14 protein-coding genes and 1 pseudogene are annotated in these 26,541 nt (G+C 56.3%); 8 read left to right on the top strand and 7 right to left on the bottom strand.

Features of this window, described 5'->3' with window-relative positions:
* Positions 1–117 precede the first annotated feature (117 nt).
* Positions 118–8,768 (bottom strand): annotated as a pseudogene (locus U869_RS29330) (GH36-type glycosyl hydrolase domain-containing protein).
* A 288-nt stretch (positions 8,769–9,056) separates the two neighbouring features.
* Between U869_RS29330 and menF the strand changes: the two are divergent.
* From menF to menE, 6 genes are all read left to right on the top strand, one after another.
* Positions 9,057–10,349 (top strand): isochorismate synthase MenF, encoded by a 1,293-nt coding sequence (gene menF / locus U869_RS0110110; protein ID WP_025122816.1) that lies wholly within the window; start codon positions 9,057–9,059, stop codon positions 10,347–10,349.
* Between the two features lie 289 nt (positions 10,350–10,638).
* A complete protein-coding gene (gene menD / locus U869_RS0110105; protein ID WP_025122817.1) occupies positions 10,639–12,312 on the top strand; it encodes a 2-succinyl-5-enolpyruvyl-6-hydroxy-3-cyclohexene-1-carboxylic-acid synthase in 1,674 nt (557 codons plus the stop codon).
* Positions 12,312–13,100 carry a 2-succinyl-6-hydroxy-2,4-cyclohexadiene-1-carboxylate synthase gene (gene menH, locus U869_RS0110100; RefSeq protein ID WP_051588699.1) on the top strand — a complete coding sequence of 263 codons (789 nt, stop codon included), beginning with the start codon at positions 12,312–12,314 and terminating at the stop codon, positions 13,098–13,100. Before menD ends, menH begins: the two co-directional genes overlap by 1 nt.
* Positions 13,084–13,941 (top strand): 1,4-dihydroxy-2-naphthoyl-CoA synthase, encoded by an 858-nt coding sequence (gene menB / locus U869_RS0110095; RefSeq protein WP_021805976.1) that lies wholly within the window; start codon positions 13,084–13,086, stop codon positions 13,939–13,941. The genes menH and menB overlap by 17 nt, the downstream gene beginning before the upstream one ends.
* Positions 13,941–14,924, top strand: coding sequence for an o-succinylbenzoate synthase (gene menC, locus U869_RS0110090; protein WP_025122819.1), 984 nt, complete (start codon positions 13,941–13,943; stop codon positions 14,922–14,924). The genes menB and menC overlap by 1 nt, the downstream gene beginning before the upstream one ends.
* The gene (menE, locus tag U869_RS0110085) at positions 14,912–16,294 is read left to right on the top strand and encodes an o-succinylbenzoate--CoA ligase (RefSeq protein ID WP_025122820.1); all 1,383 of its coding nucleotides are present in this window, start codon (positions 14,912–14,914) and stop codon (positions 16,292–16,294) included. The genes menC and menE overlap by 13 nt, the downstream gene beginning before the upstream one ends.
* 58 nt (positions 16,295–16,352) lie before the next feature.
* On the opposite strand, the gene katA is transcribed toward menE, so the two are convergent.
* On the bottom strand, positions 16,353–17,789 hold the full coding sequence (gene katA / locus U869_RS0110080) for a catalase KatA (RefSeq protein WP_025122821.1): 1,437 nt from the start codon (positions 17,787–17,789) through the stop codon (positions 16,353–16,355).
* Positions 17,790–18,126: 337 nt separating this feature from the next.
* Between katA and U869_RS0110075 the strand changes: the two genes are divergently transcribed.
* Positions 18,127–18,666: a YfaZ family outer membrane protein gene (locus U869_RS0110075; RefSeq protein WP_025122822.1), complete on the top strand. Its 540-nt coding sequence runs from the start codon at positions 18,127–18,129 to the stop codon at positions 18,664–18,666.
* Positions 18,667–18,707: 41 nt separating this feature from the next.
* On the opposite strand, the gene tyrP is transcribed toward U869_RS0110075, so the two are convergent.
* The gene (gene tyrP / locus U869_RS0110070; protein WP_051588700.1) at positions 18,708–19,856 is read right to left on the bottom strand and encodes a tyrosine transporter TyrP; all 1,149 of its coding nucleotides are present in this window, start codon (positions 19,854–19,856) and stop codon (positions 18,708–18,710) included.
* 293 nt (positions 19,857–20,149) lie between these two features.
* On the opposite strand from tyrP, the gene U869_RS0110065 reads away from it, so the two are divergent.
* Positions 20,150–21,346, top strand: coding sequence for a nicotinamide mononucleotide deamidase-related protein YfaY (locus U869_RS0110065; protein ID WP_025122824.1), 1,197 nt, complete (start codon positions 20,150–20,152; stop codon positions 21,344–21,346).
* Between the two features lie 89 nt (positions 21,347–21,435).
* Here the strand turns inward: U869_RS0110065 and yfaE are convergent, their stop codons facing one another.
* From yfaE to ubiG, 4 genes are all read right to left on the bottom strand, one after another.
* Complete coding sequence (gene yfaE, locus U869_RS0110060) at positions 21,436–21,696, bottom strand: class I ribonucleotide reductase maintenance protein YfaE (protein ID WP_025122825.1); 261 nt, start codon at positions 21,694–21,696, stop codon at positions 21,436–21,438.
* A complete protein-coding gene (gene nrdB / locus U869_RS0110055; RefSeq protein WP_024485993.1) occupies positions 21,697–22,827 on the bottom strand; it encodes a class Ia ribonucleoside-diphosphate reductase subunit beta in 1,131 nt (376 codons plus the stop codon).
* Positions 22,828–22,899: 72 nt separating this feature from the next.
* Positions 22,900–25,188: a class 1a ribonucleoside-diphosphate reductase subunit alpha gene (gene nrdA, locus U869_RS0110050; RefSeq protein ID WP_025122826.1), complete on the bottom strand. Its 2,289-nt coding sequence runs from the start codon at positions 25,186–25,188 to the stop codon at positions 22,900–22,902.
* A 432-nt stretch (positions 25,189–25,620) separates the two neighbouring features.
* Positions 25,621–26,346, bottom strand: a complete 726-nt coding sequence (gene ubiG / locus U869_RS0110045) for a bifunctional 2-polyprenyl-6-hydroxyphenol methylase/3-demethylubiquinol 3-O-methyltransferase UbiG (protein WP_025122827.1) — start codon at positions 26,344–26,346, stop codon at positions 25,621–25,623.
* Between the last annotated feature and the right edge of the window lie 195 nt (positions 26,347–26,541).

Raw genomic sequence — 26,541 nt, 5'->3', positions numbered from 1 at the left:
CGTTGAGCGCAAGGATGCGCGATTGCGAGCCCCCATGGACGGGTTTACGGCGTGTCGGCGTTCTGTATGATCCCCATCTGTAGCATTATTAGTTGTAGCGATTAAACTACTGCGTCCTTAATGACTTCCCAGTATCACCTCCACCTGATAGGTTTTGGCCTCATCAGTCAACGTAATCACCGCTTCCTGCTGCGCGACACCATCAATGATCACCCGAGTCTCTCCTTCGCCCTGGCGCAGGGTTAAGTGATATTCACTTGCCCCTTCACGATAGGTCATGGTGACCGGTGGCCAATCCGCCGGTAAGCGGGTGTGGATGGAGAGCGTATTGCCATGGCGTTTCAGGCCAAGCAGCGACTCGACGATCAACCGATACATCCAGCCAGCTGAGCCGGTATACCAACTCCATCCTCCACGCCCGACGTGCGGGGCGACCGCGTAAATATCCGCCGTGGCGACATAAGGCTCGACCTTGTAGCGCTCGGCTGCGGTGCTATCCAGGCTGTGATTGATCGGGTTAATCAGCGCCATCAACTCCCAGGCGCGCTCGATATTGCCCATCTCGGCGAACGCCATCACTGCCCACACCGCGCCATGAGTATATTGACCGCCATTTTCCCGTACGCCGGGCAGATAACCTCGGATGTAGCCAGGATTCGGGCCGTTGCCGTCAAACGGCGGGGTCAGCAGTTTGATGATGCCAGCCTGATCGTCCACCAGATGCTTGTCCAAGGATCCCATTGCCTGTGCGCTACGTTCCTTATCACCAGCACCGGAAAGGATCGACCAGCTTTGGGCGATGGCATCTATGCGGCACTCGGCGGCTTGTTGAGAGCCCAGTGGCTCTCCGCTGTCGAAGTAACCACGGCGATACCATTCGCCATCCCAGGCGTTACTGTGCAGATTGGCGCGCAGTTTTTCCGCTTCCTCACGACATAGCTCCGCCAGTTCCTGATCGCCACGACGGGTGGCCAGTTTGCCGTAACGTTGCAGGATGTAGAACAAGAAGAAGCCGAGCCAAACGCTCTCGCCCCGGCCTTCCAACCCCACCATATTCATACCGTCGTTCCAGTCACCGGCTCCCATCAGTGGCAGACCATGTTCGCCAAACGTCAGGCCATGCTTCAGCGCTCTGGCCCCGTGCAGATACAGGCTTTCCTGTTCTGCGCTGATGCCTGGCTGTTCATACGAGGATTCCTCACCGGGCGCCAGTTTATGGGCCTCCAGATAACCTACCTGTTCTTCGAGGATTTGCTGGTCGTCGGTGGCGTCGAGGTAATGGCAAATCGCCAACGGCAACCACAGATAATCATCGGAGCAGCGGGTACGTACTCCGTTGCCTTGCGGCGGATGCCACCAGTGCTGAACGTCACCCTCAACAAACTGGCGCGAAGCACATAACAGGATCTGCTCACGCATCCGCTCGGGCAGGGCGTGTGTCAGGGCCAAGGTGTCCTGGAGCTGATCGCGGAAGCCAAAGGCACCGCCGGACTGGTAATAACCGCTGCGAGCATGGATGCGGCAGGAAAGGGCTTGATACAGCAACCAGCCGTTAGCCAGCAGGTTAACCGCAGTGTGGGGTGTGCCGATCTGCACCTTATTGAGGATTTTGTCCCAATGGGCATCGACCTGCTGCAACTCGTGTTGTAAGGCTTCTTCGCTGAGATACTGGCGCAGCAGGGATTCGGCTTCGTCGGCATCTTGTCCTAGGCCAAGCGCAAACACAAAGCTGCGCTGATCGCCGTCGATCATACTGATGGCCGATTGCACCGCTCCACAGGGATCCAACCCGGCACCGGTCTTGCCGGACAAGCGCCGCAGCTTAAGCACCGCAGGAGCGGCCAGCGACCCGTTGCGACCAATAAATTCCCGCCGATCGCCAGTGATCGAACAATGGACACCGGTAACGCCGAAGAAAGCGGTACGCGGTGACCCACTGCTGACATAATGGTTGCTGGCGAGGATCCCGCAGCCTCCTTGCGGCGTTGCGGCTCGGGTAACCACATGCATCGCCGATTTCTGGCGTAAATCACCGAGGATCAGCTCGGCATAACCGGTAGTCGAAAGTTTACGCGTACGGCCAGAGGTATTGGTGAGCGTTAGCAGGAACAGCTTCACCGGAGCCTCTTTGGCAACCAGCATCGTCAACTGGCTGTCGATGCCGCCTTCCCGGTGTTCAAACACGCTGTAGCCAAAGCCGTGACGCGTCAGATAATGGCCGCGCCCACGGGCGGGCAGCGGGGTAGGTGACCAGACGTGACCGCTTTCTTCATCGCGCAGATAGAAAGCTTCGCCGCTGCGATCGCTGACCGGATCGTTATCCCAAGGCGTTAAGCGGTATTCATGCGCATTCTCATACCAGGTGTACGCCTGGCCGCTTTCCGAGATCACCGAGCCGAACATCGGGTTGGCGATCACGTTGGACCACGGCGCTGGCGTCACTTTGCTTTCGTTCATGGCGATCACATATTCGCTGCCATCCTCCGAGAACCCGCCAAACCCGTTGTAAAACTGAAGTTTGTCGATAATCGGCAACTGCGGCGAATGCAGATTGCGCGGCACATTGGCCATGGTCGCCAGTTTGGAGGAGGCGGTCGGCGGCCCCAATGGCTGTTGCAGCGTTTGCGGCAGTTGCAGCCGCTGATTGAGCTGCTCTGTCAGGCCACCACGGCGGTCATCCAGATAAATGCGCGCCACGCTCAGCAGCAGAGTGTGATCTTCCGGAGACATATGCTCACTGGAGCGCACGAAGATCCCTCCCGGTTTGTCCGTCAGGGACGACTCCATCCCGGCGGCGATCAGTCCCATGATCTGATTTTGCAGATCTTGCCGATAACCACCGGAGTCCTCATTGAGGATCACCAAATCGACCTGCAATCCTTTCAGTCGCCAATAGTTGTGCGCCTGGATCAGTTGTTGCACCAAAGCGATATTTTCACCATCGGTGACAGACAGCAGCACGATCGGCAAGTCACCGGAAATCGAGTAACCCCACAGGCCGGACTGCCCACGGCGGTTATTGATAATTTCATTGCTGGCGGCACGCATCTCCTGCGCGGGGAACACCACCGCGCTAGCCAGTCGGTTAAACAGATTGGCGTCTTCTTCATTAGCGTTAAGCTGGCGCAGCACCACCTGGCTGTGCGACCAGGCGAGTTCGAAAATACGGTCGGCCATATGGCGGTCGCGGTATTTCTCCAACATCGCCAGGCTGGTGGCGCGGTCCTCACAGACCCCGTAGAAGATATCCAACGTTAGCGGCACGTTTGGCTCCAACTGGATCCGCTGACGGATGGCGATAATCGGATCGATCACCGGCCCGGCGCTATTGGTCAGGGGCTGATTCTGATGGAGTGCCTGCGGGTTGGCTGCCGTCCGGCCACGGCCGATAAACTTGGCCCGATCGGTTTCAAAGGAGGTCTGGCTAGCCGCACCCTGGACCGACATCATATGCAGCAACCATGGCGACTTTTCTTTCGGCTCACGCGGACGGCGGTGGCACAGAATGGCATCCTGTTCCGGCAACAGCTCGGTTTGTACAAACAGGTTGCTGAACGCCGGGTGGGCCAAATCGTTGCTGGCAGGAGCCAGCACCACTTCGGCATAGCTGGTGATTTCAATGATCCGCGGCTGCTTGCCACGGTTCACCAAGGTCAGGCGCCGCAGCTCGATATCGTCCTCAGGGGAGATCACCACCTGGGTTTTCACCGATAACAGGCCCTGTTTACGTTGGAATTCCGCCCCGGCGTCGTTGAAGACGGCGCGATAGCCTCCCTTCTCGGTTTCGCCGGTAGGATGCCAGGTATTGCTCCACACCTCGCCGGTTTGTGGGTCGCGCAGATAGCAGAACGCGCCCCAGTTATCGCAGGTGGCATCCTCACGCCAGCGGGTCAGGGCCAGATTCTGCCAGCGGCTGTAGCTGCCACCGCTTTGGGTGACCATCAGGTGGTAATTGGCATTCGACAACAGTTGCACTTCCGGGATCGGCGAATCGACACGGGTGAACTCACGTGCGGCGAAGCTGGACGGTTTAATCGCGCCTTCATGAGTTTCGAAGTGGCGGCGGGTGCTGTACAGCTCTACCGCATCTGGCACCCGCTCCTGCAACAGCAAACGGGTTGACTGGAAGGCAGGATAGCTGGCAAAGCGTTTCACCATCGGCGCATCCAGCAGCAGGTGGGATAACGCCAAGAAGCTCATGCCCTGGTGGTGCGCCATGTAGGAGCGGACAATCACATACAACTGCCCACGGCTGAGGCGCGATGTGGTGTAGTCCAGCGCTTCGTAGAAGCCATAGCGACCCTTGGCCCCGTTTTTTCCAGCTCAACCAGATTGCTACAGGCGCTGTCCGGATCGACAATCAACGCCATCACCGTGGCGTAAGGGGCGATCACCATATCATCACCCAGCCCGCGCCGCAGCCCCAAGCCCGGCACACCAAAGGCGTGATACTGGTAGTTTTGCGCCGCATCAAAGCCGAAGTAACCGGACTCGGAAATTCCCCACGGTACACCGCGCTCCTTGCCCCAGGCAATTTGCCGATCGACGGCCGAACGGCACATTTGCACCAGCAAGGTATCGGGGTAGGCGGGCATCACCAACTGCGGCATCAGGTATTCAAACATCGAGCCGCTCCAGGACATCAGCGCTGGCTCGTTGTCGATCACCGTAAACAACCGGCCTAGCGCAAACCAGCTACGCTGCGGGATTTGGTTGGTGGCTATGGCAACATAGTTGGTCAGGCGGATTTCCGAGGCCAGCAGATCGTACTTACCGCTGTCGGCACGGTTTTGATCGCAATTGAAGCCGACGGTCAGCAAATGCGTGGCTTCGTCATACAGGAAGCTGAAGTCCATTTGCGCCATGGCTGTCAGGCGACGTGCCAACTGTGCCAATTGCTCGAGGCGCTCCGATGCCAATTGCATCACGGCATCCAGCCGTGTTTGCTGCTCTGCGGACAGCGTCAGTCGCTTAGGTGGGCTGGCCAGCCAATGCAAGCCGGGGATCTGTTCCAGCTCTGGCATGCTGTCGCTCAGCCAGCCAAACCATAATGCCCATTCGGCACAGAATTCATTGAGCTGCTGGTGCAGGTTGCCAGCCCAGCGTTTGACCTCGTCACCCTGTTGCAGAGCGGGTTCCTGTAGCCCGTTACAATGGTTACGCATTTCATTGAGTTCGGCCTGTAGCGCCGCCGGATGGGCTTTCTGCGCCTGCTCCCAATGTTTACGCAGTTTGACTAAGCCTTTCGGCGCGGCAGTGCCCCAGTGTTGCTCCAGTATCAGTAACGTATCTTCCAGCCCGGCAAGCATGCGAGCCGGATCGATGACGGGTTGCATGGCTAATGCCGGCAGGCCCGCGCTCAGGGTCAGCAGGTGACCTGCGAAATTACCGCTGTCCACGCTGGAAACATAGCGTGGATTGAGCGGTTCCAGGGTACGGGTGTCGTACCAGTTGTACAGGTGGCCGCGATAGTGCTCCATGCGATCGAGCGTATTCAACGTCAGGGTAATGCGCTGTAAAGCTGTGCTGAGGGTGATATAACCGAAGTCACAGGCGGTAAGATCGGCCAACAGCGCCAGCCCGATATTGGTGGGTGACGTGCGGTGTGCCACCACCGGCTCCGGGATCTCCTGGAAGTTATCCGGCGGCAGCCAGTTTTCCTGTTGATTGACAAAGGTGGCGAAAAACTCCCATGTCTCGCGACTGGTCTGGCGCAGGAAACGGCGTTGGCGATCGTCGATGGCCGTTTTGCTGCGCTGGGGTTCCAGGCTGAGTGTATAAAGCAGGTATGGCGACAGGATCCACAAGGCGGCTAACGGGATGGCGACTAACAGCGCCACCGGGCTGGAAAAGGCGGCCAGTAGCAATAACAGAATGCCAGCAGTCGGGTTGACCCACAGGCTGCGATAAAAATTCCCCAGCGTGACGGTCAGATGATGTTTGGATTGGTCGAAGCTGGTCCACTCTTGCAGATTGCGTTTACTGACCAGCAAACGCCACAGGGTGATGCCAATGGCTTTCAGGCTGTACCAGGCCTCGTGAGGCAGCTCGGCCAGGCGCAGGCCAATCTGGGAAAGCCGATGCAATGAGCCCTTCAGTGCCAGTTGCAAATGCTGAATAAAAGGCCGCCGCGGGGGCTTGCGCACCACATCCTGTAATAGTGCCACCAGCGTGGGCAGCAACAGAATAATAGCGAACACGGCCAGCCAATATTGGGTATCTGGCAACCAGGTGAAGCCAAAGAACAGTAGTAACAGGAAGCATGGCGCTACCAGGCTGCGGCGGAGGTTATCCAGCAGTTTCCAACGTGAAAGGGGGCTTAATGGGTTGGTAACCCGCGAACCATCTTCGGTAATGACTCGGGGTAGCAGCCAGTTGAATAACTGCCAATCGCCGCGGATCCAGCGGGTACGGCGGGCGACATCGACCAGATAGTTACTCGGATACTGCTCGTAGAGCAAGACGTCACTCAGTAAACCGGAGCGGGCATAGCAGCCTTCCAACAGATCGTGACTTAGCACCAGATTCTCCGGACAGGTGCCTTTCAGACTGTGAGAGAAGACATCGACATCGTAAATCCCTTTGCCGATAAACGAACCTTCGCCAAACAGATCCTGATAGATATCCGATGCCATCAGCGTATAAGGATCGTTACCCGGGGTACTGCTGCACAGGGCGGCGTAGCGGCTCTGACCATACGCGGGGATCTCCTCTGCCATACGGGGTTGCAGGATGGCATAACCTTCCACCACCCGCTGCTGTTTGGCATCATATTGAGGTTGATTCAGGGGATGCGCCATGGCGGCGATCAGCCGGTGCGCGCTTTCGCGTGGCAGCACGGTATCGCTGTCCAGGGTGATGACGTATTTGACGTTTTTCAGCACCTCCAGCCCTTGGCCAATCTGGGTGGTAAACGTATTGCCTTGGTTGCGCAGCCAATCGTTCAGCGCGTTTAACTTGCCACGTTTACGCTCCAGCCCCATCCAGCTCTGCTGCTGTTCATTCCACTGGCGATCGCGATGGAACAGGAAAAAGTGGCTTGGGCCTTCGCAGGTATATTGCGCATTTAGCTCGGTCATCTTCTGGCTGGCGTAGGCCAGCAGTTCTGCATCGTCTGGGTGCTGTTGCCGGGGCGAGTCGTTAAAGTCGGTGAGCAAGGCAAAGTGCAGGTGCTTCATGGCATTGCCGAGGTAACAAACTTCCAGCGTGTTGATCAACTGGTCAATGCCGGGCTTGCTGCTGATCAGCGTAGGGATGACGACCAGCGTGCGGAACTCGGCCGGAATGCCACAGGAAAAATCCAGCCTGGGCAGTGGCTGCGGTGAACGGCTGCGGGTGGTGACTTCACTGAGCAGGTTGAGGACGAACTGACCGATCACGATCCCCAATGGGAACAGCAAGATCAACAATCCCCAGGTAAGCCCGGTTTGGTGGGCATGACGTAGCAGCACAGCCCAGCAGGCCGTTGTCAGCAGGCTGATGCTCCCCAGCCAGGAAAGTAGCGGGGATTGGCTGAACGCATGGCGGATACGCGTAATGCGGCCAAGCTCTACGTCGAGGTGCTGTTCCAACTGCGGACGACCATCGTCGATCAGGTAATAGCCGACGTGATGAGTGCGCGGATCGCTACTGGGATCTTCGGCAGCGACATGAGCCATATTCAACACCTGCTTAGCAACGCCAACTTCATTGTGCGGGCAGTGGCGAGCCAACATTTCAACCACATGGCGGTAATTGTCGCGGGTATCGAAATGCATCATTGGATAGACACCGGCGGGATCTTCGCGCAGCGTCTGGTCGACCTGACTCATGGTTTCAACAAATTCTGCCCAGTCCATTTCGCTCAGTTGGCGCAGGCCGGCGATACTGTTGCTGACGGAAAGTTGGCTGACGGCCAGCTGTTGGTTGAAGCGGTGGATCAGCTCATCGGAAGTCAGGCTGACTTCAGCCAGGCGTTGTTCCACCCAGGTCAGCGGCAGCGCCAGCATGGTGCCGTGCCCTTGCAGACGGCGCACCAGTTCCGCCACGAAGGCGCTGGTGCGGGGGGGGTTGGAGCGAGCCATATCGGCAATGACAATAATCAGATTGGCCGGATCGTTTTCCGCCGACTCCAGCATCTTGGTTACCCAGCTATCGGCGAGGTTACGTTCTTCTTGCGCCTGCGCGACTTCAACCGCCACGCGGCGCAGGTTCTCGATCAGCGCCAGTCTCAGCATCCCCGGCAGCGCCCAAAGCTCGCCCAGGGTCAGATTGGCCTCTTTCTGGTAGGCGGCAATATAGCGTGTCAGGCTTTCGGCATCCCAGCGTCCATCGCCGTGTGCAATCGCTTCGGTGGCGATGTCGTAAATCCGCGGGCAATTATGGGGGGCGGTTAACTGTGGCAGCCCGCGGCCGAAGGTTTTCGGCAGATGGTGCCGAACGACGCGGATTTGCTCTTCAATCAGATAAAAGTTATCCAGCAGCCAGTCGCCTGCCGGTGTCATGGTGTTTTTCTTGTCGTTGCTCAATCTGCGGCAACTGTCCGTCAATACCTGCTCGTTGTTATCGAGGCGCTTAAGCAAATGGTAAGGCGTTTTATGGGTGGCCAGCTTATGAGAACGCGCCAGGCGCTGGCCATAACGCTCCATTTGGTCGACAGAAAACAGCTCTGCCTTGATGTTGCTGGCGGGAGGGACTTCGGCTGTGGCCCGGTTCTCCCGTAATTGTGAGCGGATGGCTTTTGCGCCGCGGCGCTGCTTCTTTAACCAATTGATAAGTCTTTCTTTCACGCCAAAAGCTCCTTACATCTGACCCAAAGGGCAGTTGGTTATTACCGTTGGGAGGCTGCGAACATCTTGATTTCACTATCGATATGATATGACAAGAATTCACTGCGGCAGGAACATGACTTCTAAGTATAGTTGCATAGCGTGCTGGTGATTGTTTTTTAATCTTAAACTTCAGTTTTAATAAACAATATATGGTGGAAGGCATTGGTTAATAGGCGCTATTTTTCCGCCCTCGCCAGTTGATTTACCGTATAATTCCCCACATAGCGTTTGGTTAATGAGGTGGTAGTGGAACAACTTTCGGGATTGCTGCGGCAGTTAGGCCAGCAGCTTGGGCAAGATTTTCCCTCTCAAGCCGGATTTCGGCAGTTAACCCTGGCGGTTCCCGGCCATCTGAGCGACTTGCTGCTGGAGTGGTTGGCGGCGCAGGCTCTGTTCCCTCAGTTTTATTGGCGTCATCGTGAAGGCCAACAGGAGGCGGCAGTGTGCGGCTCCCTACGGCAGTTTTCGCACCCTTCCTTGGCGCAGGCATTTGTGAATAGCTATCCTGCGGCCCGTTTATGGGGGCTGACGGCCTTCGACGGTGAAGCCCAGTTGTTCTTGCCGCGTCTGGAAATTCTCAGCCGCCAAGGGAAGAGTGAGCTGACGCTAAACCTGTTTTCTGAAGATTCTTTGCATGCAGACGCTGGAGCTGCCCGAGACTGGCTTGCCAGCGTAGCAGTGGCAAAGCCGATTGCAGACTTGCGGGTGAACGTGTTGTCGGTGCTGCACCAGCCGGAACGCGCCGGGTGGGAAATCATGTTGCGCGAGGCGCTGGCAGCGATCGATCGTCAACAGATGGATAAGGTGGTCTTGGCGCGTAGCTCGGTATTGACGCTGGAAAGCCCGTTGTTTGCCCCTGCGATGATGGCTGCCAGCCGCAGAGTGAATCACCAGTGTTACCACTTCATGCTGCGCTTTGCTGCGCATTCCGCCTTCCTTGGCTCCAGCCCGGAAAGACTGTATCTGCGCGAGGGAGAACAGCTGTTTACCGAAGCATTGGCGGGGACCGTTACCAACCATCCTGATGAACGGCAGGCCAGGACACTGGCCCAGTGGTTGCTGCAAGACAATAAGAACCAACAGGAAAACCTGCTGGTGGTCGATGATATCTGCCAGCGTTTGCAAGGCAGTGCCAGAGCGGTTGATGTGTTGCCGCCAGAAGTGGTGCGCCTGCGTAAAGTGCAGCATCTGCGGCGGCGCATCGAAGGGCAACTGAACCACTGCGACGATGCCGATTGCCTGCAACGGCTACAACCGACGGCTGCGGTGGCCGGGCTGCCGCGCCAGGCATCACGTGAGTTTATCCGCCAGCATGAGCCTTTTTCCCGCCGCTGGTATGCCGGTTCTGCCGGTTATCTTTCCGTGGCTCAGGCTGAGTTCTGCGTTGCGCTGCGTTCCTGCCAAATCGAAGATGCCCAGGTTGAACTCTATGCTGGGGCGGGAATTGTCGCGGGTTCCGTTCCGGCACAGGAATGGCAAGAGATCGAAAACAAGGCGGCGGGCTTACGCACGCTGTTGCAACCAGAGCCTTCTCGCTGAGCCGTTGACAGGCGCATTGAGCAGGACGATCTTCGTGTGTAAACTTATTGTGTTTTATATGTTTGTTTTTTGTTCTCCTTTGCTGTGCCGTTGTCGGCACTGACAGTGGCAATTGATTTAATACGGGTCGGGATGATTCAACCTGTCACAGGGATATGCGGCGTTTTTGCGCCAGCGCAAAAGCCGTAAAGATAATTACTTATATAATTCAGAGTTATGATCCCCGGTTCGCTACCTCCTTTGGGTAGGCCTCGGCGCGTAACCTCTGTTTACTACTTGTGAGCGAAATATGTCGACAAGTGTTTTTAATCGCCGGTGGGCGGCGTTGTTGTTGGAAACGCTGGTTCGCCATGGAGTGCGGCATGTCTGTATCGCTCCGGGATCGCGCTCTACGCCCTTGACGCTGGCCGCTGCCGCCAACCGCGCTTTTGTCTGTCATACTCATTTCGATGAGCGGGGCTTGGGGCATTTGGCGCTCGGCTTGGCAAAGGCCACGCACGAGCCGGTGGCGGTGATCGTCACCTCGGGCACCGCAGCGGCAAACCTCTATCCTGCCCTGATTGAAGCTGGGTTAACCGGGGAGCGGTTGGTGTTCCTCACCGCCGATCGTCCGCCGGAGTTGATTAACTGTGGTGCCAATCAGGCGATCCGCCAAAACGGCCTCTATTCGAGCCACCCCACCTTGAATATCGATCTGCCGCGCCCAAGCCCGGATATTCCGGCCAGTTGGCTGGTCTCTACCCTGGACAGCGCGATGGCGCGCCTGCGGCAAGGAGCCCTGCATATCAACTGTCCGTTTGCCGAGCCGTTATATGGCGGTGATGAACAGCAGTATGAGCAGTGGTCGGCGGAGCTAGGGGACTGGTGGCAAGATACCCATCCTTGGCTGCGTGAAATGGACCCCCATCAGGTGATTAAGCAGCCAGACTGGTTTTTCTGGCGGCAGAAGCGCGGCGTAATTATCGCTGGCAGGATGGGCGCGGAAGAGGGCGTACAGCTGGCTGAATGGGCGGGGTTGCTCGGTTGGCCGTTGATCGGTGATGCCCTTTCGCAGACCGGGCAACCGCTGCCCTGTGCCGATTTATGGTTGACTAACCCGCAGGCGCGCGATCTGTTGGCAAGCGCGCAGTTGGTGGTGCAATTTGGCAGCAGCCTGACGGGCAAACGCCTGCTACAGTGGCAGGAACGCTGTCAGCCGGAGGAATTCTGGCTGATCGACGATCTGCCTGGGCGTCTCGATCCTGCACATCATCGTGGCCGTCGCATCCGTTCTACCGTTGGGGAGTGGCTCGATCTGCACCCGGCGCAACCGCGCTCACCTTGGGCTGGCGATCTGTCCGCGTTGGCGGATGATGCCCTTGATGCGACGTCACAATATCTGGTGAACCGGTTTGGCGAGGCCCAACTGGCCCATCGTCTGCCTGAGCTATTGCCGGAGAATGGCCAGCTGTTTCTCGGCAATAGCCTGATCGTGCGCCTGATCGATGCCTTAACCCAGTTGCCAGCCGGTTATCCGGTGTTCAGCAATCGCGGAGCCAGCGGTATCGACGGGCTAATCTCTACCGCCGCCGGGGTTCAGCGTGCGACAGCCAAGCCTACATTGGCGGTGGTCGGCGATCTTTCCGCACTTTACGATTTGAACGCCTTGGCGCTGTTGCGCCAATGTTCGGCCCCCACGGTGCTGATCGTGGTGAATAACAATGGCGGACAGATTTTCTCACTGTTGCCAACGCCGGAACCTGAGCGCCAGCGGTTTTACTGCATGCCGCAGGACGTGGAGTTCAGCCACGCGGCGGCCATGTTCCAACTGGATTATGCCTGCCCGGAAAACTGGGGGCAGTTGCAACAGGCGGTGGAAAAGGCCTGGCGTCATAGCGGTGCCACTTTGATTGAGTTGCAGGTGCCGCCAAGCGATGGTGCAGAAACCTTGCAACATCTGGTGCAAAAAATGGGGGCAAACTGATGCTGGCTTCCCGCGTGTTACAAAAGGGCGAAAGCCAACGTCCATGGCTGATCTGGCTGCATGGCCTGCTGGGGAACAACAACGAGTGGCGGGTGATCGCCTCGCGTTGCGAACAGTGGCCGTCGCTGGCAATTGATTTGCCCGGCCATGGTGATTCTGCCGATCAATCCTGTCTGGATTTTGCCGATGTCAGCAAGCAAATCACCGCCACCCTGCAGCAGCATAATATTGAACGTTACTGGCTGGTGGGGTATTCGCTCGGCGGGCGCATCGCTATGTACCATGCTTGTTGCGGCGATGCGCAAGGGCTGCAAGGCATTGTGATCGAAGGCGGTAACCCTGGGCTGGAGAACGAAGACTTACGCGCCCAACGGCGTGCCCATGATGCTGCCTGGGCGAAGCGTTTTCGCACGGAAAAGATCCGAAAGGTGTTGGCCGATTGGTATCTCCAACCGGTATTTGCCAACCTCAGCCCGGTACACCGTGAGGCGCTGATCGCCGCTCGTGCCGATAATCATGGCCCGGCGATTGCCGACATGCTGGAGGCCACCTCACTCGGACGGCAACCGTGGTTGGTGCCACAATTACAACAGTTGTCACTGCCGATGATGGTGCTATGCGGTGCCGACGATCATAAGTTTCAGGCGTTGGCGCGTGATGCCGGTTTGCCACTGCAAACCGTGCCAGAGGCGGGCCACAACGCCCATCTGGCCAATCCGGCAGATTTTGCTGCCGCGCTCGATGAATTTCTTGCTAAAAAAGGAACCAAACATGCTGTATCCCAATGAAGAACAACTGTACGCCGCGATCGACTGGCAGGACTGCTCGGGTGATTTCGAAGACATTCTGTATCACAAGTCCAGCGATGGTATCGCCAAAATCACCATCAACCGCCCGCAGGTGCGTAATGCCTTCCGCCCGCACACGGTGAAGGAAATGATCGAAGCGATGTCGAACGCGCGTTATGACGACGGTATCGGCACCATCATTCTTACCGGTGCCGGGGATAAAGCCTTCTGTTCCGGCGGCGATCAGAAAGTGCGCGGTGACTACGGCGGCTATCGTGATGACAGCGGCGTGCATCACCTGAACGTACTGGATTTCCAACGCCAGATCCGTACCTGCCCTAAGCCAGTGGTGGCGATGGTAGCCGGATATTCCATCGGCGGCGGCCACGTGCTGCATATGATGTGCGATCTGACCATTGCGGCGGATAACGCCATCTTTGGCCAGACCGGGCCAAAAGTCGGTTCCTTTGACGGCGGCTGGGGCGCATCCTACATGGCGCGCATCGTCGGCCAGAAGAAGGCCCGTGAGATCTGGTTCCTGTGCCGCCAATACGATGCCGCTGCGGCGTTGGATATGGGCCTGGTCAACACCGTTGTGCCATTGGCCGATCTGGAAAAAGAGACCGTACGCTGGTGTCGTGAGATGTTACAGAACAGCCCGATGGCCCTGCGCTGCCTGAAAGCCGCACTGAATGCCGACTGCGATGGTCAGGCCGGGCTGCAAGAGCTGGCAGGTAACGCCACCATGTTGTTCTACATGACCGATGAAGGCCAGGAAGGGCGCAACGCATTTATCGAAAAACGCCAGCCTGACTTCAGCAAATTCAAGCGTAATCCGTAATGACGGCGCTAACCCGCGTTGCCGCGATCTATCGCTATAGCCTGCCGATGGAGGCGGGCGTGGTGCTGCGCAACCAGCGGCTGAAAACTCGTGATGGCCTGCTGATCCACCTGCAACAGGATGGGCAGCAAGGTTGGGGGGAAATTGCTCCCTTGCCGGAGTTCAGCCAGGAGACGCTCGATCAGGCACAGCAGGCGACTTTGGCCTGGGTGCAGGCTTGGGTTGCTGGCGGATCGTCAGTGGCAAGCGAATGGCCTTCGGTGGCCTTCGGAACCAGCTGTGCCCTGGCAGAACTGGCCGGAGAATTGCCCACCCAGGCCGACTACCGCAAGGCACCGTTGTGTACAGGCGATCCCGACGAACTGTTCGATCTGTTAGCCGCTCTGCCGGGGGAGAAAGTCGCCAAGGTGAAGGTCGGTCTGTACGAAGCCGTGCGGGATGGCATGGTGGTCAATGTCTTGCTGGAGGCTTTGCCGGATCTCAAGCTGCGGCTGGATGCCAACCGTAGTTGGACCCGGGCCAAAGCGGACGGTTTTGCCAAATATGTCAATCCGGCGTGGCGCGATCGCATCGCGTTTCTGGAAGAGCCCTGCAAAACCCGTGATGAATCGCGTGATTTTGCCCAGGCGACCGGGATTGCCATCGCCTGGGATGAAAGCGTGCGTGAAGCCGATTTTGTCGTACAGGCGGAGCCGGGTGTGGCGGCCATCGTCATCAAGCCAACCCTGGTGGGTAGCCTGGATCGCTGTCGCGAATTGGTTACGCAGGCGCATCAGGCCGGATTGGCGGCGGTGATCAGTTCCAGTATTGAATCCAGCCTGGGGTTGACTCAGTTGGCGCGCATTGCGCATTGGCTGACGCCGCAGACGGTGCCGGGTCTGGATACGTTGGATCTGATGCAGGCCCAGCTAGTTCGTGGCTGGCCAGAGAGCACCTTGCCGTTATTGGGTATTGATACCTTGGAGTGTGTATGGCGCAGTTGAGTGATTGGCCGTGGCGGCATTGGGCTAAACAGTGCCCACAGGCGACCGCGGTGATCTTTGAGCATCAGCAGGTCAGTTGGCTGATGTTACAACGGCAGATAGACGTGTTAGCCGCAGACTTTCAGCGCCAGGGTGTGTTACCCGGCAGCGGCGTAGTGCTGTGTGGCAAGAACAGTTACCCTTTGCTGTTAGCCTATCTGGCGCTATTGCAGTGCGGCGCGCGTTTGTTGCCGCTCAATCCGACGCTGCCTGCGCCGATGCTGGCAGCTTTACTGCCGGATCTGGATATCGACTTTGCCTTCAGCCCGGATGGTTTGCCTGAGTTGCCCCCTGGTGCGATCGTCTTGTCACCGCCGGGCGTTGACGAGTGTGACTTGCAGCTGTTGCCATGGGATGAACAACGGCTGGCGACACTGACGCTAACCTCTGGCTCCAGTGGTTTGCCAAAAGCTGCCGCTCATAGCTATGCCGGGCATCTTGCCAGTGCGGATGGTGTGTTGCATCTGATGGAGTTTCAGCCGCAGGATAGTTGGCTACTTTCGCTACCGCTGTTTCACGTTTCTGGTCAGGGCATAGTCTGGCGTTGGCTGGCTGTCGGAGCACAGCTTGTAGTACGCGAAATGCAGCCTCTGGCTGATGCGCTGGCGGGATGCACTCATGCTTCGCTGGTGCCGACGCAGCTTTGGCGTTTGCTGTCTGAACCGATGGCCCAGCATGCGCTAAAAGAAGTGCTGCTCGGTGGGGCGATGATCCCGGTATCCCTCACCCAGCAGGCCGAGGCGTTTGGGATCCACTGCTGGTGCGGCTATGGTTTGACGGAGCTGGCTTCGACGGTGTGCGCCAAGCGTGCCGACGAACTGCCCGGCGTTGGGGCACCTTTACAAGGTCGTGAGATCCGCCTGGTGGATCAGGAAGTCTGGATCCGTTCTGCCAGCCTGGCACTGGGTTATTGGCTGCGCGGCGAATTAGTGCCCATTACCGACGATCAGGGATGGTTCCATACCCGCGATCGTGGCGCGATGGAGCACGGTGAACTGCGTATTATTGGCCGGCTAGACAACCTGTTCTTCAGCGGTGGGGAAGGCGTACAGCCGGAAGATGTGGAACGTGTCTTTGCCGCGCATCCGCAGGTGTTGCAGGTATTTATCGTGCCAATCGACGATGAAGAGTTTGGCCAACGGCCGGTGGCGATAGTCGATCTGGAAGGCGATCTGACGTTGGAAGCGTTAATGCTCTGGGCGCAAGACCGGCTGGCGAACTTCCAGCGACCTATTGCCGCATTGCCGTTACCCGATGAACTAAAAAACGGTGGCATCAAGATTTCGCGCCGTCGACTGCAATTGTGGGCGAGCAGCCAACTGCGGGAATAGCGCGTTGCGTCGAAAAAACAAGGCCGCCCTCGGGCGGCCTTGTTATTGGTGTTACCGATTATTTCAGGCCCAGGGCCTTGGCAACGCCGTTGCCGTAATCCGGATGCACCTTGGTGAACAGCTCAACCTGACGGCGTTGGATCTGTTCTGGCACCTGCGACAGCTCACCGGCAATACGGGTGAACATACGTTGATGCTCCTCGGCACTCAGCAGATTGAACAGCGCACGCGGTTGGCTGTAGTAATCGTCGTCTTCACGATGATTCCAGTGATCGGCGGCACCTTCGATGCTCAATGGCGGCTCGCTGAAATCTGGCTGCTCCTGGAACACCCCAAAGCTGTTTGGTTCATAGGTTGCGCCGTTGCCGCTGTTACCGTCCACACGCATCGCCCCATCGCGATGATAGTTATGGAACGGGCATTTGGCACCGTTTACCGGGATCTGGTGATGGTTGACGCCCAGACGGTAGCGGTGCGCATCGCCATAGGAGAACAGACGGCCCTGCAACATCTTATCCGGCGAGAAGCTCACGCCAGGCACCACGTTGGCCGGGTTCATCGCCACTTGTTCCACTTCGGAGAAGTAGTTATCCGGGTTACGGTTCAGCTCGAAGAAACCGACATCGATCAGCGGATAGTCGCCGTGCGGCCAGACTTTGGTCAGGTCAAACGGGTTGTACGGGGTCTGTGAGGCTTCATGCTCAGGCATGATCTGGATTTGCAGCTTCCAGCGCGGGAAGTCACCGTTCTTGATGGAATCGAACAGATCACGCTGAGAACTTTCACGATCTTTGGCGATGATCGCTTCCGCTTCATCATCCATCAGGTTTTCGATGCCTTGCTCACAGCGGAAGTGGAACTTGACCCAGAAACGCTCGTTATTGGCATTGATAAAGCTGAAGGTGTGGCTGCCGAAACCGTGCATATGACGGTAGGATTTAGGCAAACCGCGGTCACTGAAGTCGATAGTCAACTGGTGCAGGGATTCGGGCAGATGGGAGAAGAAGTCCCATTTGTACACCGGGTTACGCAGGTTGGTGTGCGGATCGCGTTTAACCACGTGGTTCAGGTCAGGGAATTTGAGCGGATCGCGCAGATAGAACACCGGCGTATCGTTACCCACCAGATCCCAGTTACCTTCTTCGGTATAGAACTTCATGGCAAAGCCGCGGATATCTCGTTCGGCATCGGCAGCACCGCGCTCACCGGCAACGGTAGAGAAGCGGACGAACATTTCGGTTTGCTTGCCAATTTCGGAGAAGATTTTTGCGCGGGTGTACTGGGTAATATCGTGGGTGACGGTAAAGGTGCCGTAGGCGCCAGAACCCTTGGCATGCATGCGGCGTTCTGGGATCACCTCGCGGTCAAAGTGGGCCAGTTTTTCTAGGAACCAAACGTCTTGAAGCAGCATCGGGCCGCGTTTACCGGCGGTGATCACGTTATTGTTATCAACAACGGGCGCGCCAGCCGCGGTGGTTAATCCTTTCTTGCTCATCAATTGCTCCTTACTGTGTTGCAGTTAAGTTGATAGCTCAGTTTCGGGTGCTTTAAATCTTCATAATGATAACTAATGAAAAGGCCTACCCTGCTGACCTCAGTCAAAGACACTACTAGTTGTAGACTTATTCTCAGTCCTCGGCAAATAGGCAGCGCTTATCGTTGCAATTTTGCGGGTAACGGATTTTTAATTTTTTACAGTTTATTGAAAAATTAACAGTTTATTGCTTTAAATTAGCCGGGAATTGATGACAACTCGGTTACACTTGTCAGCATATTTTTTTCGGTGCCAGGCATCATCACTCCCTGATGATGAAGAATGAATAGGATCAATAATGAACAAAACTTTAGTCGCGTGTGCAGCAGGTTTGCTGTTTGTGGCTGGCTCTGCCAATGCGATCAGCGTGAGCGGTGAGGCTGGTGAGCATTACACCAACCTTGGTGTCGGTTTGGGGACTTCGACGGCGGGTCTGGGGCTGAGCGGCAACTGGATCCGTAGCGATCATGATGGGGATATCGGTAGTCTGGGCCTGAGCTTCAGCCTGCCGGTGGGGCCTTTGACGGCCACCGTAGGTGGCAAGGCGATTTATCTTAGCCCGGAAGATGGCAAGGATGGTGGGGCGCTGGCGTTAGGGGGCGGCCTGCAATGGGATCTCAACCGCTATCTCAGCCTGTATGGCGAAGGCTACTTTGCTCCAGAGTCGATGACCAGCGGAGCAAAAGCCTATAACGAAGCCAATGGCGGCGTGCGCTTGAATGTTCGTCCATTCAACGTGGATGTCGGTTATCGTTACATCAACATCGAAGGTAAAGATGGCAATCGTGACAATGCGATTGCCGATGGACCGTATATCGGTGTGGGTGTGGGCTTCTAATCCTGCCTGTGATGGGGGTTTTGGCCCCCATATTCCCCGTTTTAGCCAACGGCGGATAATAGACCGCTGGCAATGCCGATCTGAATGGCGATCACTGCCACCCCACAGACAAACACCAGCGCCAACGCTGGCGTCCCGCCCCAGACTCGATAGCTGGCCTGATGTTGACGGCGAGTTTTCCAGACCAGTAACGAAGGCAGCAGCAGGGCAAGCACGGCAAGCGCGATTGCCGCGAACCCGAGCGCCAGCACAAAACCACGCGGATAGAACAAAGCGAATGCCAATGGCGGCAGGAAGGTGATAGCACCGGTCTGCAAGCGGCCCCGCACATTATCCTGGCGTTTGAACAGATCGGCCAGGAAGTCGAACAGCCCGAGTGAAACCCCCAGGAATGAGGTTGCCAATGCCAAATCGGCAAACAGGTGCACCGCCAGTTCAACATGCGGTGAAGCAACCACGTCACGTACCGCTTGTAATAAACCGTTCAACCCGGCCTGCTGAGCCAGAATGCCGACGAAGGTGGTGGAGCTGATACTGCCCAGCGTCGCCAACTGCCAGAAGATGTAGGCGATCAGCGGAATGGCACTGCCGATGATAAAGATCCAACGCAGCTTGCGAATGTTGCCACCCATATAGTTGACGATGCTGGGTACGCTGCCGTGGAAACCGAACGAGGTGAAAATCACCGGAATGGCCGAGAGCGCCAGCCCTTGCTCTAACGGGAGCGTCAGCAGATTGGTCTGCTGGATATGCGGCATCATCAAGCCGAGCATGACGATCAGGAAAATCGACTTGGCGGTAAACAGAATACGGTTGAACAGATCCACCGAGTGGGTGCCGACGCAGACCACGCCCCCGGCTACCAGGGTGAACAGCAGCACGCCGAGATAGACCGGGAACTCCTGGCCTGTCCATTGCGCGATGCTGGCTGCCAGCAGTTCACCCGCGCCGCTGATATAGGCTGCGGTCAGCGCATACATCAAAAACATCATGCTGAAACTGGTAAGCCACTGGCCACCGCCGCCCAGATAACGTTTGGCCAACGTTCCCAAGCCGGTATCCGCCTGCTCGTGCTGATAAACTTCGACCAGCAGCAGCGCGGTATAGCACATCAATAACCACAGCCCAACCAGCAGTGCCAGCGTTACGCCAAACCCGACACCTGCCGCCGCCAGGGGCATAGCCAGCATCCCTGCACCAATGGTGGTGCCTGCCACGATAAAAACACTGCCCAGCGTGCGATTCTTCTCGTTACTCTCTGCTTTTAGATGATTTAGCGGCGTTTTCACGACCCTATTTTTAGTGCGGCAGAATAGTTGATTGCTGATTTTGTGTCAAACCGACGTTACGACTACTGTACAGTAAAATTTACAGAAAGCAGCGGGCGAAAGCGGCAATAAAAAATGCCTTTCAACAACAATATCGTTCGGTACGTAATGAAAAGCTTCTATAGTGGAGAGATCTGAACATAAGGGAGAGATCAATGTTAAGGGTGGAAATGCTCAGCACCGGTGATGAGGTGCTGCATGGGCAAATTATTGATACCAATGCCGCCTGGCTAGCGGATTATCTGTTCCAGCAAGGCTTACCGATGAACGGGCGTGAAACAGTGGGGGACAGTCTTTCCTCTCTGATCGAAATCCTCCAGGAACGGAGCCATATCGCCGATGTCCTGATCGTCAACGGTGGCCTGGGGCCAACCAGCGACGATCTGAGCGCGCTGGCAGCAGCCAAAGCTTGCGGGACTGAGTTGGTCGAACATCCCGAATGGATCGCCCGTATGGAGGCCTACTTTGCTGAGCGTGGCCGTCCGATGGCGGCCTCCAACCGTAAACAGGCACAGATCCCGGCCAACGCGGAAATGCTGGATAACCGCGTCGGTACTGCCTGCGGTTTTGCCTTAACGCTGAACAAGTGCCGGATGTTCTTTACGCCGGGAGTCCCTTCCGAATTTAAAGTGATGGTGGAAGAACAGATCCTGCCGCGCCTGCGCCAGGGCTTTACTTTGCCTGAGCCACCGTTGTGCCTCCGCCTGACTACCTTCGGTACGTCGGAAAGCGACTTGGCTGCCGAACTGGATGGCATGCCATTACCTCCAGGCGTGGTATTGGGCTACCGTTCCTCCAGCCCGATTATCGAACTGAAGTTGACTGGCCCACAGGCTCAGCGTGGCGCTATGGAACAAGCCTGGCAGCGAGTTCGGCAGGTGGCGGGTGACAATACGATTTTTGAAGGTACGGCCGGATTGCCAGCAGAACTGGCACAACGCTTACAGCAACAACACCTGACGTTGGCGCTGAGCGAGCAATTTACCGCCGGGCTAATCAATCTACAGTTGCAGAGTGAAGCGGCTCCGCTGGCCGGTGGCGAACTGTTACCAGCGCATTGTTCGGAAACGCTGGAAACGGTGCTGGTGCGAGCCCAATCGTTAGCTCAGCTTACTGGTGCGCAGTTAGTGTTGGCGGTCAGCGCGATGGCAGGAGATCGTATCAGCATCGCGCTACATACACCTAAAGGCGGTATTGGCCAGACGGTGAGCTATCGTGCTTCACGCCACGGTTTGCGTTTACGTCAGGAGTCGGTGGCGATGCTGGCACTGGATATGCTGCGGCGCTGGCTGAACGGCGGCCCGGTTTGTGGCAAGAACAGCTGGCTGGAAATTGTGGAAATTATCGAGTAGAAACTTGTTGATGGCAGGAATGTATCCCTTATTAATCATAGGATTATAAGGGGTATTCGCGGTGGGATTCTGATGATTGTTTTATTGAGTTAGATTTCCAGCTCAATATCCACCAGCGGCATACAGCAGCAGGGCAGGATCTCGCCGTGATTGATAAAAGCCAAAGGTTGCTGGTGATAAGCGACTTGACCCTTCAGGAGTTTTACCCGGCAAGAACCGCAATAGCCGGAGCGGCATTGATATTCCACTTCCACGTCATGCAGTTCGAGCACGTCGAGCAGGCTTTTTTCACCTTCGGGGCAGGAGAGCTGCGTACCGGTGGCACGCAGCGTGATGGTTGGTATAGCCACTTACAGCTCAAAATCACTCAGGTCGTCGGCGTTGACTTCAGAATCAATCTGACCGACCAGATAGGAGCTGACTTCTACTTCTTGCGGAGCCACCTGCACGTTATCCGACACCAGCCAGGCGTTGATCCATGGGATTGGGTTGGAGCGGGTTGGGAACGGTGAGCCCAGGCCGACGGCCTGCATGCGGATATTGGTAATGTATTCCACGTACTGGCACAGAATGTCTTTGTTCAGGCCAATCATGGAACCGTCGCGGAACAGATACTCGGCCCACTCTTTCTCTTGCTGTGCGGCCAGCACGAACAGGTCGTAGCACTGTTGCTGGCATTCTACGGCGATTTCCGCCATCTCTGGATCGTCTGCGCCCGAGCGCATCAGGTTCAGGATATGCTGCGTACCGGTCAGGTGCAGGGCTTCGTCGCGGGCGATCAGCTTGATGATCTTGGCGTTGCCTTCCATCAGTTCGCGTTCTGCGAAAGCAAATGAACAGGCGAAGCTTACGTAGAAACGAATGGCTTCCAGCGCGTTGACGCTCATCAGGCATAGATATAGCTGCTTTTTGATGGCACGCAGGTTAACGGTCACTGTTTTACCATTAACCTGATGCGTACCTTCACCCAGCAGGTGATAGTAGCTGGTCATCTCGATCAGATCGTCGTAGTAGCCGGAGATATCTTTCGCACGCTTGAGGATCTCCTCGTTGGTGACGATATCGTCAAACACCACCGACGGATCGTTAACGATGTTACGAATGATATGGGTATAGGAACGCGAGTGAATGGTTTCGGAGAATGACCAGGTTTCGATCCAGGTTTCCAGCTCCGGAATGGAGATCAGCGGCAGAAACGCCACGTTAGGGCTGCGGCCCTGGATGGAATCCAGCAACGTCTGATACTTCAGGTTGCTGATGAAAATGTGTTTCTCGTGTTCCGGCAGCGCCTGATAGTCGATACGATCGCGTGCGACGTCAACTTCTTCCGGACGCCAGAAGAAGGAGAGTTGCTTTTCGATCAGCTTCTCGAAGATTTCGTGTTTTTGCTGGTCGAAACGTGCCACGTTGACCGACTGGCCGAAGAACATCGGCTCAAGCAACTGGTTGTTTTTGTTTTGAGAAAAAGTCGTGTAAGCCATGAGCTTGGATCCAATTTAGTGCCGGGCTGAAATTAAAGGGGCCGGAAGAGTTCCGGCCCGCTGTGTCAAACGTCAGATCTTGCAGGCGCCGCCTTCACAGTCGTCATCACCGCCTTGAGCAGGCTGCATGTCTTCCTGGATATCGTCTGCACCGTCGCGGGTGTTCTGATAATACAGCGTTTTCACACCGAACTTGTAGGTGGTAAGCAGATCTTTCAACAACTGCTTCATTGGCACCTTGCCACCCGGGAAACGGGTTGGGTCATAGTTGGTGTTGGCCGAGATCGACTGGTCGATAAACTTCTGCATCAGGCCAACCAACTGTAGGTAACCGTCATTATTTGGCAATTCCCACAGCAGTTCGTAGTCATTCTTCAGACGCTCATACTCAGGGACTACCTGACGCAGGATCCCGTCTTTGGACGCCTTGATACTGATATGACCGCGAGGCGGTTCAATGCCGTTGGTGGCATTGGAGATCTGCGACGAGGTTTCCGACGGCATCAGGGCAGACAGCGTGGAGTTGCGCAGGCCGGTCGCCTTGATCTCTTTACGCAGGCTTTCCCAGTCGTAATGCAGCGGTTCGCTACAGATCGCGTCCAAATCTTTCTTATAAGTATCGATTGGCAGGATGCCCTGCGCATAGGTGGTTTCATTGAACCACGGGCAAGCCCCTTGCTCCTGAGCCAGACGGTTCGAGGCTTTCAACAGATAGTACTGGATCGCTTCGAAGGTTCTGTGGGTCAGGTTATTGGCACTGCCATCGGAATAGCGTACGCCGTTCTTCGCCAGGTAATAGGCGAAGTTGATGACACCAATACCGAGGGTACGGCGGCCCATCGCGCCACGGTGAGCGGCTTTGATTGGGTAATCCTGATAATCCAGCAGGGCGTCGAGAGCACGCACGGCCAGCGTGGCCAGCTCTTCCAGATCGTCCAGGCTGTCAATCGCACCCAGGTTGAATGCCGACAGCGTACACAGCGCGATTTCGCCGTTTTCGTCGTTCACATCATCCAGCGGTTTGGTTGGCAGCGCGATTTCCAGGCACAGGTTTGACTGGCGTACCGGGGCGATCTGCGGATCGAACGGGCTGTGGGTGTTGCAGTGGTCGACGTTCTGAATGTAGATACGGCCTGTAGACGCACGTTCCTGCATCATCAGTGAGAACAATTCTACCGCTCTCACGCGTTGCTGGCGGATGCTGCTGTCTTTCTCATATTTGGTATACAGACGTTCAAACTCATCCTGATCGGCGAAGAATGCGTCGTACAGCCCTGGGACGTCAGACGGGCTGAACAGGGTGATGTCTTCGTTTTTGATCAGGCGCTGATACATCAGGCGGTTGAGCTGTACGCCGTAGTCCATATGACGAACGCGGTTGCCTTCAACCCCACGGTTGTTTTTCAGCACCAGCAGGCTTTCAACTTCCAGATGCCACATTGGGTAGAACAACGTGGCTGCACCGCCGCGCACGCCGCCCTGAGAGCAGGATTTCACCGCAGTCTGGAAATGCTTGTAGAACGGGATACAGCCGGTATGGAAGGCTTCGCCGCCACGGATCGGGCTACCCAAGGCACGGATGCGGCCAGCATTGATACCGATACCGGCACGCTGTGAAACGTATTTCACGATGGCGCTGGAGGTCGCGTTGATGGAATCCAGGCTGTCACCACACTCGATCAGCACGCAGGAGCTGAACTGGCGGGTTGGGGTGCGCACGCCAGACATTATTGGCGTGGGCAGCGAGATCTTGAAGGTGGAGATCGCGTCATAGAAACGTTTTACGTAATCCAGACGGGTGGCGCGCGGGTAGTTGGAGAACAGGCACGCGGCGACCAGGATGTACAGGAACTGGGCGCTCTCGTAGATCTCGCCGCTGACGCGGTTCTGCACCAGATATTTCCCTTCCAGCTGTTTGACGGCAGCGTAGGAGAAATTCATATCACGCCAGTGATCGATAAAGGAGTCCATCTGCTCGAACTCTTCAGTGGTGTAGTCTTCCAGCAGATGTTTATCGTATTTGCCCATCTCTACCATACGCGCGACGTGGTCGAGCAGCTTCGGTGGCTCAAACTGACCGTAGGCTTTTTTACGCAGGTGGAAGATGGCAAGGCGGGCGGCCAGATACTGATAGTCCGGTGCGTCGCGGGAGATCAGATCGGCGGCGGCCTTGATGATGGTTTCATGAATATCGGCGGTCTTGATGCCGTCATAAAACTGAATATGTGAACGTAACTCTACTTGAGAGACCGAGACGTTGTTTAAACCTTCTGCGGCCCAGTCGATGACTCGGTGGATTTTGTCGAGGTTGATGCGCTCTTTACTGCCATCGCGTTTAGTTACAAGTAGGCTTTGGTTCATTTTTACCTGTCCGTGAGATTCCCCTAAGCAGCAAGTGTAGTCGCTCTGCTCAGTATGTAAACACTATATATAGGGGGTGTATGTCGGTGAGGTAACAAGATAGTGATAAAATGGCATGTTTGCAAGTGAACAAAAGCGGCCTATCTTGTGGATAACTTGGGGGTGAAATGTTACGGTTTGTTCCTAGTGCGCGCCCTATCTGGGGTGACAAGCTTGTCAATAAGCGCGATGAGATTTTGCTTAATTTCTGAAATTTGCGATCGTTTGCCGCTTTATTAAACGTTAGAAAAAAACCGCATATTGATCTGCTTTTATATTCTTAAAAACGGTTTACATCGGCTATTTTGATCGAACGCAGATAAATAGGTATTTATCTTATGCGTTTAGTCGCAGCGGAGGCGTAAAGGTCGCCCCCGATGCGCGGTGGTAGATTTAGCCTTGGTGCTGAGTATGCACCATATAGTTCACATCCACATTGCGGCCCAGCTTGAAATGGTCTGTGATCGGGTTGTAATGCAGGCCGATGATATGTTTCTCGCGCAGCTCGGTGCCGTCGACCCAACCGATCAGTTCAGAAGGGCGGATGAACTTCTTATGGTCGTGGGTACCCTGCGGCACCATCTTCAGCACGTATTCGGCGCCGATGACCGCCATCAGCCAGGCTTTGGTATTGCGATTGATGGTGGAGAAGAACACGTGACCACCCGGCTTGACCAGATGTGCACAGGCGCGGACGACGGAAGCCGGATCCGGCACGTGCTCAAGCATCTCCATGCAGGTGACAATGTCATATTTCTGCGGGTGAGCCTGCGCATGACTTTCCACGGTTTCTTGTACGTAGGTGACCTGCATACCGCTTTCCAACGCATGCAGACGTGCGACCTGTAGCGGTTCCGCGCCCATATCCAGCCCGGTTACCGTCGCGCCTTCACGCGCCATGCTTTCTGCCAGAATGCCGCCACCACAGCCAACGTCGAGCACCTGCTTGTCAAAAATGCCGTCTGCGCGCTGCATGATATAATTCAGGCGCAGCGGGTTGATGCGATGCAGCGGTTTGAACTCACCTTCCAGATCCCACCAACGTGAGGCGACAGCTTCAAATTTGGCGATTTCCTGGTGATCAACGTTTGGCGCGTGACGGGATGATTCAGCATTCATGGGCGTTATTGGCTCCTGGTTCTGTTATGGCGCAGATTATACATGTTCCGGCACGCTTGGCGCAGCGCTGTTGTTATCGGGGCTTTTTTAACCCGCAGACCCGCACATTTCACCGAAACAGCGCCGGTAATTTCCCCGTAAAGCGCGCTTTGTGATATAGTTTTACACCTTTGGCAATATGCCAAGGCAGATGAA

The sequence above is a fragment of the Serratia sp. H1w genome (assembly GCF_000633355.1).
Lineage (GTDB): Bacteria > Pseudomonadota > Gammaproteobacteria > Enterobacterales > Enterobacteriaceae > Chania.
This window is presented reverse-complemented; position numbering and strand designations above follow the sequence as displayed.

Excerpts from the sequence above, each read along its gene's own strand:
- menD (WP_025122817.1), top strand. The coding sequence starts at position 10,639 with ATGTCGACAAGTGTTTTTAATCGCCGGTGGGCGGCGTTGTTGTTGGAA.
- menH (WP_051588699.1), top strand. The coding sequence starts at position 12,312 with ATGCTGGCTTCCCGCGTGTTACAAAAGGGCGAAAGCCAACGTCCATGG.
- menB (WP_021805976.1), top strand. The coding sequence starts at position 13,084 with ATGCTGTATCCCAATGAAGAACAACTGTACGCCGCGATCGACTGGCAG.
- menC (WP_025122819.1), top strand. The coding sequence starts at position 13,941 with ATGACGGCGCTAACCCGCGTTGCCGCGATCTATCGCTATAGCCTGCCG.
- menE (WP_025122820.1), top strand. The coding sequence starts at position 14,912 with ATGGCGCAGTTGAGTGATTGGCCGTGGCGGCATTGGGCTAAACAGTGC.
- katA (WP_025122821.1), bottom strand. The coding sequence starts at position 17,789 with ATGAGCAAGAAAGGATTAACCACCGCGGCTGGCGCGCCCGTTGTTGAT.
- U869_RS0110075 (WP_025122822.1), top strand. The coding sequence starts at position 18,127 with ATGAACAAAACTTTAGTCGCGTGTGCAGCAGGTTTGCTGTTTGTGGCT.
- tyrP (WP_051588700.1), bottom strand. The coding sequence starts at position 19,856 with ATGCTGGCTATGCCCCTGGCGGCGGCAGGTGTCGGGTTTGGCGTAACG.
- U869_RS0110065 (WP_025122824.1), top strand. The coding sequence starts at position 20,150 with ATGTTAAGGGTGGAAATGCTCAGCACCGGTGATGAGGTGCTGCATGGG.
- nrdB (WP_024485993.1), bottom strand. The coding sequence starts at position 22,827 with ATGGCTTACACGACTTTTTCTCAAAACAAAAACAACCAGTTGCTTGAG.
- nrdA (WP_025122826.1), bottom strand. The coding sequence starts at position 25,188 with ATGAACCAAAGCCTACTTGTAACTAAACGCGATGGCAGTAAAGAGCGC.
- ubiG (WP_025122827.1), bottom strand. The coding sequence starts at position 26,346 with ATGAATGCTGAATCATCCCGTCACGCGCCAAACGTTGATCACCAGGAA.